Below are 16,030 nucleotides of genomic sequence, written 5' to 3' on the forward strand. Positions count from 1 at the left end.
GCGGCCGCTCTCAGTAGCGGTACTGCTCGTCGTAGCCGGTGTTCTGCTGCTGCGCCTGGCCCTGGTACGGGTACTGCTGCTGCTCCGGCGGGACTTCGCCGTTGTAGGTCTCGTCGGTGCGCTGCTGCGGCACCCACACCCCGCCCGCCGGGGTCTCGCCCTGGCCGCCGGTGCTGTACGCGTCCTGGCCGTAGTTCTGCTGGGCGTAACCCTGCTGCGCGTAGCCGGTGTTGTCGTAACCGCCCTCGTAGTTCTGGGCGTTGGCGTACGGGTCCGCGTAGGCGGGGTATGCCTGCTGGGCGCCGGTGTCGTAGCCGCTCTGGCCGTAGGTCTGCTGCTCGTAGCCCGAGTAGTCGTAGGCGTACGCCTGGTCGGTCTGCTGGGGCTGGGGCTGGGCGGGGGTGCCGTCGCCGTAGACGCCGTAGGTGCCGGTGTCGTCGGGCATGGGCTGGGGTTCGTAGACCGACGTGGTCTCGGCGGCGGTGGGGTCGGCGGGGCGCACCGGGGTGAACACGTCGTCGCGGTCGTAGGCGTCGTCGTGGTCGTAGCCGTCGGTGGCGTAGGCCGCGGTCTCCGGGCCGGGGTGGTCCTGGCCGAAGTCGGCGGCCTCGTCCGGGTCGGGGGCGCCGAGGACCGGGTCCTGGCGCTCGGCGCGGCCGCGGCGGCGCCTGGTGACGGGGCCCGCCTCCTCGTCGTCGGGGCGCTTGACGGCCCAGCCCGCCGCGAAGCCCTTGCGGAAGGACAGCGTGACGTAGGTCTGCCCGATGGCGAACGCGATGGCGCCCAGGCCGATGACCCAGACCGACGGCATCAGCACGCCGACCACCACACCGAGGAACCCGGTGAAGGCGAGCAGCCGCCAGCGCAGCCGCGCCTTGTACTGAAGCAGCACCTCGCCCAGCAACCACAGCGCGACGATGCCGAACGCGATGTAGAGGACCGTCCAGCCCATGTACGCCCCTCTCCCAATGACCGTTACGCAGTGTGTCGCATCGCGGTGCGGCCGGTCTAGGCCCGCGGGGGGTGGTGCAGGCCCAGGTTCTCGTAGATCTCCAGCGTCGCCGTGGAGTTGTTCAGTGTGATGAAGTGCAGTCCGGGCACTCCCTCGGCGAGCAGCCGAGCGCAGAACTCCGTGGCGAAGTCGATGCCCAGGGAGCGTACCGCCGCCGGGTCGTCCTTCGCCGAGAGGATGCGCTCTTTCAGCTCGGGCGGGAACAGCGCGTTGCTCAGCTTCGGCAGCCGCTCCAGCATCTTCACGCTGGTGACCGGCAGGATCTCCGGAATGACGGGGGTTTCGCAACCCGCGGCCGCGACCCGGTCACGCAGCCGGAGATACGACTCGGGCTGGAAGAACATCTGCGTGACCGCGTAGTCGGCGCCCGCGCGGCACTTGTCCACGAAGTGGGCGACGTCGGTGTCCCAGTCGGCGGAGCGCGGATGCATCTCCGGGAAGGCGGCGACGCCGACGCAGAAGTCCCCCGACTCCTTGATGAGGCGCACCAGTTCGGCCGCGTAGGTCAGTCCCTCGGGGTGCGCGACCCAGGCGCCCATCGGGTCACCGGGCGGATCGCCGCGCACGGCGAGCATGTTGCGGATGCCGGCGTCCGCGTACTGGCCGATGATGTTGCGCAGTTCGGCCACCGAGTGGTCGACGGCGGTGAGGTGCGCGACCGGGGTGAGCGTCGTGTCGACGACGATCTGCTGGGTCTCCTTGACCGTGGTGGCACGGGTGGAGCCGCCCGCGCCGTAGGTGACGGAGACGAAGTCGGGGGCGACGGCCTCGACCCTGCGCAGCGCGTTCCACAGGTTGCGCTCGCCCTGAGGGGTTTTCGGCGCGTAGAACTCGAAGGAGTACGCCGTCTTGCCGGTGGCGAGGATGTCCCGGACGGTCCGGGCGCGATCAGTCCTGGTGGATGCGGTTCCGAGGGCCATACCCGCAGGTTAGCCACGGGTGGGCGGTGACCCAACCGGGCACCGGCGATTTGGCCGAATTGCCGGGCCCTTGTCCATCCCTTGGGACAGGGGCGGCCCTCGGGGCGGTCGCTCAGACTTCGCGGAGCCGCTTGGCGAACTCGGCCGCCGCGGCGCCCGGATCGGCGGCCTCGGTGAGCGCGCGGACCACGACCACCCGGCGGGCGCCCGCGTCCAGCACCTGGTCGAGGTTGGCCTGGTCGATGCCGCCGATGGCGAACCAGGGGCGCTCGGTGCCGAGCCCGGCGGTGTACCGGACGAGGTCGAGGCCGGGGGCGTGGCGGCCGGGCTTGGTGGGGGTGGGCCAGCAGGGGCCGGTGCAGAAGTAGTCGACGCCGTCCTGGACGGCGGCCGCGGCGGCCTCCGCCTCGGAGTGCGTGGAGCGGCCGGTGAGGACGCGGTCGCCGAGGATCGCGCGGGCGGCGGGCACCGGCAGGTCGCCCTGGCCGAGGTGGAGCACGTCGGCTCCGGTGGCGTGGGCCACGTCGGCCCGGTCGTTGACCGCGAGCAGCTTGCCGTGCCGGGCGCAGGCGTCGGCGAACACCTCCAGGTGGGCCAGCTCCTCGGCGGCCTCCATGCCCTTGTCGCGCAGCTGGACGATGTCGACACCGCCGGCCAGGACCGCGTCCAGGAACTCGGCGAGGTCGCCCTGGTTCCTGCGGGCGTCCGTGCAGAGGTAGAGCCGGGCGTCGGCGAGGCGGGCGCGGGCGGTGTCGGGCATGCGGTTCTTCCCCGGTGAGTCGGTGTGGGTGTGCGGTGCCGAAGGACGGCGCCCGGCCGGGGCCGGTGCGCCGTCCTTCGGCGCGGTGGGTCAGACGGCCAGCGCCTGGGCCCGGCGCTTCACCTCCGTGCCGCGGTTCTCGCTGAGGGCCTGCGCGGGGGTGCCGGGCAGGGAGGGGTCGGGGGTGAAGAGCCATTCGATCATCTCTTCGACCGTGAAATCGTTGTCCCGCAGGAGCGTCAGGGTGCCGGTGAGGCCCTTGACGATCTTGTCCTCGTCGATGAAGGCGGCGGGGACGTGCAGCGCCCGGTTCTCACCTCGGCGTACGGCGATGAGCTGGCCCTCCTTGACCAGCTGCCGCACACGCGTCACCTCGACATCGAGCTTTTCGGCGATGTCGGGGAGGGTGAGCCAGGCGGGGACAAGAGCGTCGATCTTGGTGTCAATCTCGGTCACGACATCTAGCCTGCCATCCCCCACCGACAGCCGGTAGTCGGGCCACTCCGCGCGGGACGCCGAAGCTAGCCCGCGACAGCCTGCTTCAGCGGGAGCGCGGGGTCGGTCAGGGCCTCGGCGTCCATGCGGCGCCCCGCCTCGATCAGCCGCCTTCCCTGGGCGAGGTCGCGCGGGCGGCCCACCGCCAGCAGGGCGACGAGGCGGTCCTCGCGCAGCCAGCACACGGTCCAGGCGGGGTCGGCCGGGTCACCGCGCCACACCGTGCGGTCGGCCGCGGCGTGGTGGCCCGCGTACTGGACGAACCGCCCGAACTGCTCGGACCAGAAGTACGGCACCGGGTCGTAGGGCGCCGCCTCCTCGCCGAGGATGTCCGCCGCGACCGTACGCGGGCCCTGGAGGGCGTTGTCCCAGTGGTGGACGAGCAGCCGCTCGTCGTAGCGGGCCGAGGGGAAGGAGGTGCAGTCGCCGACCGCGTACACGTGCTCGGCGGACGTGCGCAGCCGGTCGTCGGCCAGGACGTCGCCGTGGGCGCCGAGGGCGATGCCGGAGCCGGCCAGCCAGCCGGTGGCGGGGTGGGCGCCGATGCCGACCACGACGGCGTCCGAGGGCAGCCGCGCGCCGTCGTCCAGCACCACGGCGCCGGGCTCGACGGCCGCCACGCGGACGCCGGTGCGCAGCGAGACGCCGCTGTCGGCGTACCAGGCGGTCATCGGGGCGGCGACCTCGGCGGGCAGGGCGCCGGCCAGCGGGCGGTCGGCGGCCTCGACGACGGTCACCGCGCAGCCGGCCTCGCGGGCGGCGGTGGCGAACTCGGCGCCGATCCAGCCGGCGCCGACCACCACGACGTCGTGCTGCCGGGCGAGCACCGGGCGCAGCCGCTCGGCGTCGTCCAGGGTGCGCAGCAGGTGCACACCGGGCGTCTCGTCGGTGCCGGGCAGCCGGACGGGTACGGCGCCGGTGGCCAGGACCAGCACGTCGTACGGGACGGGCCCCGCCGCGGTGTCCAGTTCGTGGTCGGCGGTGCGCACGCCGAGCGCCTCGCAGCCGAGCCGGAGGTCGATGTCGAGCGAGGCGAAGTCCACGTCGAAGGCGGAGCCCTCGGCGGTACCGAGGAGGATGGCCTTGGACAGCGGGGGCCGGTCGTAGGGCTGGTGCGGCTCGGCGCCGATCAGGGTGACGGGCCCGGTGAAGCCCTGTTCGCGCAGGGCGACGGCGGTCTGCACCCCGGCCATGCCCGCCCCGACGACGACCACGCGCCGTTCCTGTCCCGTGCCCTCCGGGGGCGTCTGCTCACTCACGTGGTCACCTTAGGTCAACTGACCTGCTCCACCAGGCGAACCGGGTCCCGGTGCCCACCTGGCCCGGTGCCTGGTCGGCCACGGGGGCGAGGGTGAGTCCGTCGAGCGAGCGGGGCACGGGCGGGGCTCCCTTACGGCTGAGCCGGGCGGGCGACTAGGCTGGCCACCGTAACTGCACTCGCGGGAGCCCGGACGTACCGGGCTGAGAGGGAGGCTGGCGGCCTCCGACCGTACGAACCTGATCCGGGTCATGCCGGCGAAGGGAGGGGCGGGACGCCCATGCCGTCACGTACGTCCGAACCGTCCGGCGCCCCGGACGTCCTTGTCGTGGGGGGCGGGATCATCGGCCTGGTCACCGCCTGGCGCGCGGCCGGGCGGGGGCTCACCGCGGCCGTGGTGGACCCCGAGCCAGGCGGCGGGGCCGCGCGGGTCGCGGCCGGGATGCTGGCCGCCGTCACCGAGCTGCACCACGGCGAGGAGGGGCTGCTCGCCCTCAATCTGGCCTCCGCGCGCCGCTACCCCGGCTTCGCCGCCGAGCTGACCGAGGCCACCGGCCACGACCTGGGCTACCGCCGCTCGGGCACCCTCGCCGTCGCCTTCGACACCGACGACCGCGCCCAGCTGCGCGAGGTGCACGAACTCCAGCTGCGCTGCGGGCTGGACTCCGAGTGGCTGTCCGGGCGGGAGTGCCGACGGCTGGAGCCGATGCTGGCGCCCGGTGTGCGCGGCGGGCTGCGGGCCGACGGCGACCACCAGATCGACCCCCGGCGGCTGGCGGCCGCGCTGCTGACCGCGTGCGAGCGGGCCGGGGTGGTCCTCCACCGGTCCTGGGCGGCGCGGCTCGACGTGGCCGGGGACCGGGCCACCGGCGTCACCACGGCGGACGGCACCACGCTGGCCGCCGGGCAGGTGGTGCTGGCGGGCGGCAGCCTCAGCGGACGGCTTCAGGGCGTCCCCGAGGCGCTCGTACCGCCGGTGCGCCCGGTGAAGGGGCAGGTGCTGCGGCTGACGGTGCCGCCCCGGTACCGGCCCTTCCTGAGCCGTACCGTGCGGGCCGTGGTGCGCGGCGGGCCGGTGTACCTGGTGCCGCGCGAGAACGGCGAGCTGGTGATCGGCGCGACCAGCGAGGAGCTGGGCTTCGACACCACGGTGACGGCGGGCGGGGTGTACGAGCTGCTGCGCGACGCCCATGAGCTGGTGCCCGGCATCACCGAGCTGCCGCTCACCGAGACCCTGGCCGGACTGCGCCCCGGCTCCCCCGACAACGCCCCGCTGCTCGGCCCCTCCGGCCTCGACGGCCTGCTGCTGGCCACCGGGCACCACCGCAACGGCGTGCTGCTCACCCCCGTCACCGGGGACGTCATGGCCGACGTGCTGTGCGGCGGGGGCCTGCCCGAGGTGGCCCGGCCCTTCACCCCGCACCGCTTCGCCACCGGCGCCCCCACCGCGACCCTGGAGCACTCCGCATGAACATCTCCGTCAACGGCGAGCGCCGCGAGGTGGCGCCCGGCACCGCCCTGGACGCCGTCGTACGCGTCCTGACCCCGGCGCCCTCGGGGGTGGCCGCCGCCGTCAACGAGACCGTGGTCCCGCGCACCCGGTGGGCCGAGACCGGCCTCGCCGAGGGCGACCGGGTCGAGGTCCTCACCGCCGTGCAGGGAGGCTGACCATGACCGGCGATCCCCTGGTCCTCGGTGACCTGACCCTGAAGTCCCGGCTGATCATGGGCACCGGCGGGGCGCCCAGCCTGGACGTGCTGGAACGCTCACTGATCGCGTCCGGCACGGAGCTGACCACGGTGGCGATGCGCCGGGTGGACCCCGGCGCGCACGGCTCGGTGCTGTCGGTGCTGGAGAAGCTGGGCATCCGCGTGCTGCCCAACACCGCGGGCTGTTTCACCGCCGGGGAGGCGGTGCTGACCGCCCGGCTGGCCCGTGAGGCGCTCGGCACCGACCTGGTGAAGCTGGAGGTCGTGGCCGACGAGCGGACGCTGCTGCCGGACCCGGTGGAGACGCTGGACGCGGCCGAGACGCTGGTCGACGACGGCTTCACCGTGCTGCCGTACACCAACGACGACCCGGTGCTGGCCCGCAGGCTCCAGGACGTGGGGTGCGCGGCCGTGATGCCGCTGGGCTCCCCGATCGGCTCCGGGCTCGGCATCCGTAACCCGCACAACTTCGAGCTGATCATGGAGCAGTCGTATGTGCCGGTGATCCTGGACGCCGGGGCCGGCACGGCGTCCGACGTGGCGCTGGCGATGGAACTGGGGTGCGCGGGTGTGATGCTCGCCTCGGCCGTCACCCGTGCGCAGGACCCCGAGACGATGGCCACGGCCATGCGGCACGCCGTGCGTGCCGGACACCTGGCGCGGCTGGCCGGACGCATCCCCCGCCGCCATTTCGCGCGGGCGTCCTCCCCTGCCGAGGGGCGCGCGGACCTCGATCCCGAGCGCCCCGCGTTCACCTCGTACGACGGTCACAGCTCTGCTGCGGTCGCTCACCCGGACGGCGCAGCGGGCGCCGCCCCCGCGCACCCCTCGTAGACTCGCCCGCGTGGATACGACCCTCTCGGACCCCCTCCTCGGCCAGGTGCTCGACGGCCGCTATCGCGTCGAGGCGCGGATCGCCGTCGGCGGGATGGCGACCGTCTACCGGGCCCTGGACATCCGGCTGGACCGGGTCCTGGCGCTCAAGGTGATGCATCCGGCGCTGGCCGCCGACGGCGGGTTCGTGGACCGGTTCATCCGCGAGGCCAAGTCGGTCGCCCGGCTGTCCCACCCCAATGTGGTGCAGGTCTTCGACCAGGGCACCGACGGGGGTTACGTGTATCTGGCGATGGAGTACGTCGCCGGCTGCACCCTGCGGGACGTGCTGCGGGAGCGGGGCGCGCTGCGGCCGAGGGCCGCCCTGGACATCCTGGAGCCGGTGCTCGCCGCGCTGGGCGCGGCCCACCGGGCCGGGTTCGTGCACCGGGACATGAAGCCGGAGAACGTGCTGATCGGGGACGACGGCCGGGTGAAGGTCGCCGACTTCGGTCTGGTGCGCTCGGTCGACACGGTCACCAGCACCACCGGCTCGGTGCTCGGCACCGTCTCCTACCTGGCCCCGGAGCAGATCGAGCAGGGCACCGCCGACCCGCGCGTGGACGTGTACGCCTGCGGTGTCGTGCTGTACGAGATGCTGACCGGCGCCAAGCCGCACTCCGGGGACTCCCCCGCCCAGGTCATCTACAAGCACCTGAACGACGACGTACCCCCGCCCTCGGCGCTGGTGCCGGGGCTGGCGTACGAGCTGGACGAGCTGGTCGCCGCCGCGACCGCCCGCACCCCGGCACTCCGGCCCGCGGACGCGGCCGCGCTGCTCGGCGAGGTGCTGCGGGTACGGGGCTCGCTCACCGAGGAGCAGCTCGACGCGGTGCCGCCGCAGGAGCTGTCGCACGAGCACCACGACAACGCGGGCGACCGTACGAGCGTGCTTCCGCGCGCGCTGACGATGGTCCGGCCGCTGCCGGTCGGCGGTGACGGCGAGGAGGACGGCCGCAGCGTCACGAGCGTGCTGCACACCACCCGGCTGGAGTCGCCGCCGCCGTCCCGGCGCGGTGGGTCGCGGCCCCGGCGCGGACTGCTGACGCTGCTGCTGGCGGTGCTGGTGTTCCTCGGCGTGGGCGGCGGGGTCTGGTACATCAACTCGGGCCAGTTCACCAAGGTGCCGCCGGTGCTGTCGCGCACCCAGGACCAGGCCGAGCAGCGGCTGAAGTCGGCGGGGCTCGACGTGGGCAAGGTGCAGCGCGCCTACAGCGACACCGTGGACCGGGGCACGGTCATCAGCTCCGACCCCACGGCCGGCTCCCGGGTCCGGGGCAACGCCTCGGTGGGACTGACGGTCTCGCTCGGCCCGCGCACGGTCGCGGTGCCCAGGGTGGCGGGCCAACCGCTGGAGCGGGCGCGGGAGCGGCTGAAGGCGGCCGGTCTGGAGCCGGGCATGGTCACACGCGAGTTCAGCGACGAGGTCGGCCGGGGCTCGGTGATCGGTACGACGCCGGAGGCGGGCACCGAGCGGCACGCCGGTTCGGCGATCGCCCTGGTCGTCAGCAAGGGCGCCCCCGTCGACATCCCGGACGTCAGCGGTGAGGACGTGCAGACCGCGCGCCAGGACCTGACCGACGCCGGTCTGAAGGTGAAGATCGCCACCGAGCGCGTGAACTCCGACTACGACAAGGGCCAGGTCGCCTTCCAGTCGCCGGAGGCGGGCAGCCAGGGCGCCGAGGGCGACACGGTGACGCTGACGCTGTCCAAGGGCCCGGAGATGGTCGAGGTCCCGGACGTGGTCGGGTCCAGCGTCGAGGACGCGCACCGGAAGCTGGAGGCTGCCGGGTTCGAGGTCCATGAGGATCGCGGGCTGCTGGGGCTGTTCGGCGACAAGGTGAAGAAGCAGTCGGTGAAGGGCGGCGACTCGGCGCCCAAGGGCTCCGAGATCACGATCACCATCCGGTGACCGGTCTCACCGCTGCCCCGGTCCGGGGGCGTCGGGCGGCGTGACACCCTGAACGGGTGACACTCCAGCCGTCCCCCGCCGCACCCCTGACCCTCCCCGGTTCCCTCCGCAACCCCGTCGGCGCGCATGTGCCGGTCGCCGGTGGGCTGCACGCGACGGGACTGCCGTACGCCCGTGAGCTGAAGGCGGAGACCGTGCAGGTCTTCGTGGCCAACCCGCGCGGCTGGGCGACGCCCGTGGGCAACCCGCGGCAGGACGAGGCGTTCCGGGCGGCCTGCGCGGTGGAGTCGATCCCGGCGTACGTGCACGCGCCCTACCTCATCAACTTCGGCTCGCACACCGAGGCGACGGTGGAGCGGTCGGTGGAGTCGCTGCGGCACTCCCTGCGGCGCGGGCGGGACATCGGCGCGCTCGGGGTGGTCGTGCACACCGGCAGCGCGACCGGCGGGCGCCCGCGCGAGGTGGCGCTGAAGCAGGTGCGTGAGTATCTGCTGCCGCTGCTGGACGAGCTGACCCACGACGACGACCCGTTCCTGCTGCTGGAGTCGACGGCCGGGCAGGGCTCGTCACTGTGCTCGCGGACCTGGGACTTCGGCCCGTACTTCGAGGCCCTGGACGCGCACCCGAAGCTCGGCGTCTGCCTGGACACCTGCCACATCTACGCCGCCGGACACGACCTCACCGGCCCGGACGGCATGCGGCAGACCCTCGATCTGCTGGTGGACACCGTGGGCGAGGGACGGCTGAAGCTGATCCACGCCAACGACTCCAAGGATGTGGTGGGCGCACACAAGGACCGCCACGAGAACATTGGCTCGGGCCATATCGGCGAGGAGCCGTTCCGCGCCCTGCTGAACCATCCGGCCACGGCGGGCGTCCCGCTGGTCATCGAGACCCCGGGCGGCAAGGAGGGCCACGCGGCGGACGTGGCCCGGCTGAAGCGCCTCAGGGACGGCTAGAGCTTCGGGGACGGCCAGAGCTACAGCTCGGGACCGTCGCCCGGCCCCTCCTGGTAGGAGTAGCGCTGTTCCTTCCAGGGGTCGCCGACGTTGTGGTAGCCGCGCTGCTCCCAGAAGCCCCTGCGGTCGGCGGTCATGTACTCCACGCCCCGGACCCACTTGGGGCCCTTCCAGGCGTACAGGTGCGGGACGACCAGGCGGGCCGGGAAGCCGTGCTCGGCGGTGAGGAGTTCGCCGTCCTTGTGGAAGGCGAAGATCGTGCCGTCACCGGCGAAGTCGGCCAGCCGGAGATTGGCGCTGAAGCCGTACTCGGCCCAGACCATCACATGGGTGACGCCGGGAGCGGGCGGGGCGAGGTCGAGGATCGCGCGGGCGGGCACGCCGCCCCACTCGGCGCCGAGCATGCTGAACTTCGTCACGCAGTGCAGATCGGCCACGACGGTGGCGTACGGCAGGGCGGTGAACTCCTCGTGGGTCCAGGCCCGCTTGTCGCCGTCGGCGGTGGCGCCGAAGACCCGGAAGTCCCAGCGCTCGGGGCGGAACTTGGGCACGGGCCCGTAGTGCGTGACCGGCCAGCCGCGCTGGAGCCGCTGCCCCGGCGGAAGATCTGCCGCTGCCCCCGTTCCAGACGCGCGTTCCACCGGATGACCCATGACTCCATCCTGACAGACCCGGCGGGGTGCATCCGACCAGCACATGGACATTTCCGGCATTGACTACTAAGTGTGCGCTTACTGGACGGTTCGGAGCGCCGATGGAATCATGCGGCAGCATCAGCCAGCAATGCCCGGAAGGAGTCCATCCCGATGTCAGGCGACCCCGAGGTCATCGAGCTGCTCAACGAACAGCTCACCGCCGAGCTCACCGCGATCAACCAGTACTTCCTGCACGCCAAGCTCCAGGACCACAAGGGGTGGACGAAGCTCGCCAAGTACACGAGGGCCGAGTCCTTCGACGAGATGCGGCACGCGGAGGCCCTGACCGACCGCATCCTGATGCTGGACGGCCTGCCCAACTACCAGCGGCTCTTCCATGTCTCGGTCGGCCAGACGGTGACCGAGATGTTCCGGGCGGACCGGCAGATCGAGGTCGAGGCCATCGACCGGCTGCGCCGGGGCGTGGAGATCATGCGCGCCAAGGGTGACATCACGTCGGCGAACGTCTTCGAGGCGATCCTCGCCGACGAGGAGCACCACATCGACTACCTGGAGACCCAGCTCGACCTGATCGAGAAGCTGGGCGAGTCGCTCTACCTGTCGACCACGATCGAGCAGAGCCAGCCCGACGTGGCGGGCTGAGGCGGACCGTCAGGCCGCGTCGCCCAGCTGCCGTACGGGCGCTTCGGCGGCGGAGGCGACGAGTACCGGCGGCCGCTGTGTGATCTGCTCGCGGCGGGGGCAGGCACCCCGGCCCAGCAGGGCCTGGATGCGGCGGACACAGCCACCGCAGTCGGTGCCGGCCTTGCAGGCGGAGGCGATCTGGCGCGGGGTGCAGGCGCCGTCCTGGGCGTGCTGCTTGACCTGCTGCTCGGTGATGCCGAAGCAACTGCAGACGAACACCCGGTTCACCTCCCGACGAGATCGCCGTGTCGCCGCCATCGCCGGATTTCGGTGAGGCAAACCTAACCTAACCCAGTGGCCCGGGGGCGGGAAAGCGGAAGGGCGCGGATCGCATGTGATCCGCGCCCCACTTCACGCTTCGGGCCGGTCCGGCCTCACTGGTCCCGGTACATCTCGGCGACCAGGAACGCCAGGTCCAGCGACTGGCTGCGGTTGAGCCGGGGGTCGCAGGCCGTCTCGTAGCGCTGGTGCAGGTCGTCGACGAAGATCTCGTCGCCGCCGCCCACGCACTCGGTGACGTCGTCGCCGGTCAGCTCCACGTGGATGCCGCCGGGGTGGGTGCCCAGGCCCTTGTGGACCTCGAAGAAGCCCTTGACCTCGTCCAGCACGTCGTCGAAGCGGCGGGTCTTGTGCCCGGACGCCGCCTCGAAGGTGTTGCCGTGCATCGGGTCGGTCACCCAGGCCACCGTCGCGCCGGACGCCGTGACCTTCTCGACCAGCTCGGGCAGCCGGTCGCGGATCTTGTCGGCGCCCATGCGGACGATGAAGGTCAGCCGGCCCGGCTCCCGGTCGGGGTCGAGACGGTCGATGTAGCGCAGCGCGTCCTCGGCCGTGGTGGTCGGGCCGAGCTTGATGCCGATCGGGTTGCGGATCTTGGACGCGAACTCGATGTGCGCGCCGTCCATCTGCCGGGTGCGCTCACCGATCCACACCATGTGCCCGGAGACGTCGTACAGGTTGCCGGTGCGGGAGTCGACGCGGGTCAGCGCGGACTCGTAGTCCAGCAGCAGCGCCTCGTGCGAGGAGTAGAACTCGACGGTCTTGAACTCCTCCGGCTCCGCGCCGCAGGCCCGCATGAAGTTCAGCGCCTGGTCGATCTCCCGGGCGAGCTGCTCGTAGCGCTGGCCGGAGGGGGAGGACTTCACGAAGTCCTGGTTCCAGGCGTGCACCTGGCGCAGGTCGGCGTAGCCACCGGTGGTGAAGGCGCGCACCAGGTTCAGCGTGGAGGCGGAGGCGTGGTACATCCGCTTCAGGCGCTCGGGGTCCGGGTAGCGGCTCTTCTCGGTGAAGTCGAAGCCGTTGACGGAGTCGCCCCGGTACACCGGCAGGGTCACGCCGTCACGGGTCTCGGTGGGCTTGGAGCGCGGCTTGGAGTACTGGCCCGCGATCCGGCCGACCTTGACCACCGGCACGGACGCGGCGTACGTCAGCACGGCGCCCATCTGGAGGATCGTCTTGACCTTGGCCCGGATGTGCTCGGCACCCACGCCGTCGAAGGACTCGGCGCAGTCGCCGCCCTGGAGCAGGAACGCCTCCCCCTTGGCGACGGCCGCCAAACGGGCGCGCAGCTGGTCGCACTCGCCGGCGAAGACGAGCGGCGGATAGGTCGACAGCTCCGCGATCACTTCGCGCAGAGCCTCGGTATCCGGGTATTCGGGCTGCTGCGCCGCGGGCAGGTCTCGCCAGGTCGCCTCGGCGGCCACGGCTCGGGAATCAGCGTTCACGGTCACATCCCCCACATTACGGGGTCGTGTCGAATGCTTTGTCCCGTCGCCCGCCTGATGAGACGGACCCCGTAAGCCGACGGGCGGTCAGGTGTTGCTAATGTCACGCAGCCCTCATCCGCGACCCCCGGAGAACTCCCGTGGGGTCCGTGCGGGCTTTCGACGTGTGCACCATGCACCTATCCAGGGGTGGGAATGAACGCGGGACATCGAAGAGACCGCAAGAAGAGGCTGCTCGTCTACGGCGTCGCCTCCGCCGTGGTGACCGCGGCCACGGCCGGGACGCTGGCCATCGCCTCGCCCGGCATCTTCGGCACGGACGCGGGCACGGCTCCTCCGGGCGCCCCGCTTCAGGCACAGTTCAAGGCGGCGGCCGACGAGTTCGGCGTCCCGCAGAACGTGCTGATGGCGGTCTCGTACCGGCAGACGCGCTGGGAGGACCACGACGGTCTGCCGAGCACCACCGGCGCCTACAACGTCATGGGCCTCACGGACGTCGACGCCTCCGACCTCGAGGACGGCGACGGCGACGCGAGCGAGCATCTGCTCGACCACATGAACCTCAGCGGCGAACCCGCCGTCGAGAAGCACTTCAACGCCCAGCGGGCGCTCAAGAGCCTGCGCGAGAAGCCCGTCGACACGAGTGACCCGCGCCTGCACACGCTGGACGAGGCGGCGGATCTGATCGACGCCTCTCCGGAGAAGGTGCAGAGCGATCCGGGGCAGAGCATCCGGGCGGGGGCGGCGCTGCTGGCCAAGTACCAGAAGGACGCCACCGGCTCACTGCCCGGTGACCCCGGCGCGTGGTACCCGGCCGTGGCCCGCGCCAGCCAGGCGACCGACCTGAAGGGCGCGCAGCTCTTCGCCAACCGCGTGTACGAGTCGATCAGGACCGGCGAGCAGCGGCTCACCACGGACGGCGACTCCGTCTCGCTGCCCGCCGACCCGTCGGTGACGCCGAAGCAGCAGTCGGACCTGGAGCTGGCCGGAGCCGCCACGGCCACCACCACCCCCGAGTGCCCGACCGGCCTGAACTGCGATTTCCGCCCGGCCGCGTACAAGCAGAACAGCGGCCCGGACGACTGGGGCAACTACAACGTCGCAGCCCGCCCGGTGACCGGCGACGAGATCCGCTACATCGTCATCCACGACACCGAGGGCGGCTACGACGGTTCGCTGGCCGTCTTCCAGAACTCCAACTCCTACGCCAGCGCGCACTACCTGATCCGTGCCTCCGACGGTCTCGTCACGCAGCTGGTGGCGAACAAGGACGAGGCGTGGCACTCGGGCAACAAGAGCGTCAACATGCACTCGATAGGCATCGAGCACGAGGGCTACGCGATCAAGAACGGGAGCTGGTACACCGAGCCGGAGTACGAGTCCTCGGCCGCCCTGGTGAAGTATCTGGCGGGCAAGTACGGCATCCCGCTGGACCGTGAGCACGTCATCGGCCACGACGAGGTGCCGGGGCCGCTGGACGCCCAGGCCGGGACGCAGCACTGGGACCCCGGTCCGTTCTGGGACTGGAACCACTACTTCCAGCTCATGGGCGCCCCGACCGGGGCGGGCGGCGCGGGCGGGCTGTACCAGGCCGGCCAGGTGATCCGCGTGGCGCCGCCGTTCACCACGGCGAACCAGCCGAAGCTCACCAACGGCGGCACGGCGGTGCCCGCGCAGCCGGCGAACTTCACCTACCTGTACACGTCGCCGTCGACCGGCTCGGCCATGGCGGCCGACCCCTACCTGGGCAGCGCGGCCGCGACCGAGGGCTCGAACTGGGGCGACAAGGTGGTGGCGGGCGGCGAGTACGTCGTCGCCGAGGCCCAGCCGGACTGGACCGCCATCTGGTACGGCGGCAAGAAGCTCTGGTTCTACGACAAGGGCGGCCAGGCCGCCGCCTCGGTGGGCACGCCGAGCGTGGTCACCCCCAAGTCCGGTCTCGCCTCGGTCCCGGTGTACGGCCGGACCTACCCCGAGGACGCCGCGTACACCGGCACCGGTGTGGACGTCCCGAAGGACAACACCAAGTCGCTGACCAAGTACACCGTCCTCGCCGGACAGAAGTACACGCTGGCCGGACCGGCCGTCACCGGCTCGTACTACAACAGCGGCACCATCGACGGCACCGGCACGGGCTCGCGCGTGGTGGTCTCGGGCACCACCGCGACCTTCTATCCGGTCCGGTTCAACCACCGGATCGCCTGGGTGCGCACCACGGACGTCGACGTCACCAACGGCGCCGCGCCCGACCCGGCCACCGACCGCTACGACATCCTCGCCCGGGACGCCTCGGGCGTGCTGTGGCAGTACCAGGGCTCCGGCAGCGCCACCTCCCCGTTCCTCACCCGCTACCGGGTCGGCGGCGGCTGGAGCGCCTACAACACGGTGACGCCGCTGACCGCGCTGCGCGCGGACGGTACCGGCGACATGGTGGCCCGCGACGCGGACGGGGTGCTCTGGTACTACAAGGGCTCGGGCAAGCCGTCGGCGCCCTTCCAGGGCCGCGTCAAGGTCGGTGGCGGCTGGAGCGTCTACGACACGATCACCGGCACCCGCGATCTGAACGGTGACGGCAAGCCGGATCTGATCGGCCGCGACAAGACCGGCGTCCTCTGGTTCTACCAGGGCACCGGCAGCACCACCGCGCCGTTCGCCGCCCGCGCCAAGGTCGGCGGCGGCTGGAACACGTACGACACCCTGACCAGCACCGGTGACCTGACCGGCGACGGCAAGGCCGACCTGATCGGCCGGGACAAGACGGGCGCGCTCTGGCTGTACAAGGGCACCGGCAGCGCCACCGCGCCGTTCGCCGCGCGCACCAAGATCGGCGGCGGCTGGGGCGCCTACGACAAGCTGCTGGGCCCGAGCGACCTGAACCGTGACGGCAAGCCGGACCTGATCGCCCGCGACAAGAGCGGGGCGCTCTGGTTCTACCAGGGCACGGGCAGCGCCACGGCGCCGTTCGCGGCCCGTACCGCGATCGGCAGCGGCTGGAACATCTACAACCTGTTCCTGTGACGGGCACGTGCACCTGGCGCCGCCCGGCGTCAGGTGCACGTGGTGACAGG

Annotated in this window: 14 protein-coding genes, 1 pseudogene and 1 riboswitch; of the genes and pseudogenes, 7 read left to right on the plus strand and 8 right to left on the minus strand. The window is 72.1% G+C overall.

Translation table 11 applies throughout. The features are described 5' to 3' along the window. Positions 1 to 10 precede the first annotated feature (10 nt). The 5 genes from ACIGA3_RS01570 to ACIGA3_RS01590 all read right to left on the minus strand — a co-directional run bounded on the left by ACIGA3_RS01570 (position 11) and on the right by ACIGA3_RS01590 (position 4,446). A complete protein-coding gene (locus ACIGA3_RS01570; RefSeq protein WP_399709187.1) occupies positions 11 to 952 on the minus strand; it encodes a hypothetical protein in 942 nt (313 codons plus the stop codon). A gap of 56 nt (positions 953 to 1,008) precedes the next feature. Further along, positions 1,009 to 1,932 (minus strand): methylenetetrahydrofolate reductase [NAD(P)H], encoded by a 924-nt coding sequence (gene metF / locus ACIGA3_RS01575; RefSeq protein WP_399709190.1) that lies wholly within the window; start codon positions 1,930 to 1,932, stop codon positions 1,009 to 1,011. 112 nt (positions 1,933 to 2,044) lie between these two features. Next, entirely contained in the window at positions 2,045 to 2,692 is a 648-nt protein-coding gene (thiE, locus tag ACIGA3_RS01580) for a thiamine phosphate synthase (RefSeq protein ID WP_399709193.1), read from the minus strand. A gap of 90 nt (positions 2,693 to 2,782) precedes the next feature. Continuing rightward, positions 2,783 to 3,148 (minus strand): Rv2175c family DNA-binding protein, encoded by a 366-nt coding sequence (locus ACIGA3_RS01585; RefSeq protein ID WP_399709195.1) that lies wholly within the window; start codon positions 3,146 to 3,148, stop codon positions 2,783 to 2,785. Positions 3,149 to 3,213: 65 nt separating this feature from the next. After that, positions 3,214 to 4,446 (minus strand): NAD(P)/FAD-dependent oxidoreductase, encoded by a 1,233-nt coding sequence (locus ACIGA3_RS01590; protein ID WP_399709198.1) that lies wholly within the window; start codon positions 4,444 to 4,446, stop codon positions 3,214 to 3,216. A 170-nt stretch (positions 4,447 to 4,616) separates the two neighbouring features. Beyond that, positions 4,617 to 4,729, plus strand: a riboswitch (TPP riboswitch). Here ACIGA3_RS01590 and thiO point away from each other — a divergent pair. The 5 genes and pseudogenes from thiO (at position 4,726) to ACIGA3_RS01615 (ending at position 9,898) form a co-directional block, all read left to right on the plus strand. Beyond that, positions 4,726 to 5,916, plus strand: coding sequence for a glycine oxidase ThiO (thiO, locus tag ACIGA3_RS01595; RefSeq protein WP_399709201.1), 1,191 nt, complete (start codon positions 4,726 to 4,728; stop codon positions 5,914 to 5,916). Its footprint overlaps the riboswitch before it by 4 nt. Then, positions 5,913 to 6,113 carry a sulfur carrier protein ThiS gene (thiS, locus tag ACIGA3_RS01600; RefSeq protein WP_030810212.1) on the plus strand — a complete coding sequence of 67 codons (201 nt, stop codon included), beginning with the start codon at positions 5,913 to 5,915 and terminating at the stop codon, positions 6,111 to 6,113. Before thiO ends, thiS begins: the two co-directional genes overlap by 4 nt. Positions 6,114 to 6,115: 2 nt before the next feature. After that, positions 6,116 to 6,907: pseudogene (locus tag ACIGA3_RS01605) on the plus strand (thiazole synthase); the annotation flags it as partial. A gap of 91 nt (positions 6,908 to 6,998) precedes the next feature. After that, the gene (gene pknB / locus ACIGA3_RS01610) at positions 6,999 to 8,939 is read left to right on the plus strand and encodes a Stk1 family PASTA domain-containing Ser/Thr kinase (RefSeq protein ID WP_399709204.1); all 1,941 of its coding nucleotides are present in this window, start codon (positions 6,999 to 7,001) and stop codon (positions 8,937 to 8,939) included. Positions 8,940 to 8,995: 56 nt separating this feature from the next. After that, positions 8,996 to 9,898, plus strand: coding sequence for a deoxyribonuclease IV (locus tag ACIGA3_RS01615; RefSeq protein ID WP_399709206.1), 903 nt, complete (start codon positions 8,996 to 8,998; stop codon positions 9,896 to 9,898). Positions 9,899 to 9,918: 20 nt separating this feature from the next. On the opposite strand, the gene ACIGA3_RS01620 is transcribed toward ACIGA3_RS01615, so the two are convergent. Continuing rightward, positions 9,919 to 10,551, minus strand: a complete 633-nt coding sequence (locus tag ACIGA3_RS01620; protein ID WP_399709209.1) for a sulfite oxidase-like oxidoreductase — start codon at positions 10,549 to 10,551, stop codon at positions 9,919 to 9,921. A 153-nt stretch (positions 10,552 to 10,704) separates the two neighbouring features. Here ACIGA3_RS01620 and bfr point away from each other — a divergent pair, with 153 nt between their 5' ends. Then, positions 10,705 to 11,196 (plus strand): bacterioferritin, encoded by a 492-nt coding sequence (gene bfr, locus ACIGA3_RS01625; protein WP_399709212.1) that lies wholly within the window; start codon positions 10,705 to 10,707, stop codon positions 11,194 to 11,196. 9 nt (positions 11,197 to 11,205) lie between these two features. Here the strand turns inward: bfr and ACIGA3_RS01630 are convergent, their stop codons facing one another. Both ACIGA3_RS01630 and ACIGA3_RS01635 read right to left on the minus strand, forming a co-directional pair. Next, positions 11,206 to 11,466 (minus strand): bacterioferritin-associated ferredoxin, encoded by a 261-nt coding sequence (locus tag ACIGA3_RS01630; protein WP_399709215.1) that lies wholly within the window; start codon positions 11,464 to 11,466, stop codon positions 11,206 to 11,208. A 146-nt stretch (positions 11,467 to 11,612) separates the two neighbouring features. After that, on the minus strand, positions 11,613 to 12,968 hold the full coding sequence (locus tag ACIGA3_RS01635; protein WP_399709218.1) for a class II 3-deoxy-7-phosphoheptulonate synthase: 1,356 nt from the start codon (positions 12,966 to 12,968) through the stop codon (positions 11,613 to 11,615). Positions 12,969 to 13,157: 189 nt separating this feature from the next. Between ACIGA3_RS01635 and ACIGA3_RS01640 the strand changes: the two genes are divergently transcribed. Next, entirely contained in the window at positions 13,158 to 15,980 is a 2,823-nt protein-coding gene (locus ACIGA3_RS01640; protein WP_399709221.1) for an N-acetylmuramoyl-L-alanine amidase, read from the plus strand. Positions 15,981 to 16,030: the final 50 nt, after the last annotated feature.

Origin of the sequence: Streptomyces sp. NPDC085596 (genome assembly GCF_044541565.1) — a bacterium.
Taxonomy (GTDB): Bacteria; Actinomycetota; Actinomycetes; order Streptomycetales; family Streptomycetaceae; genus Streptomyces.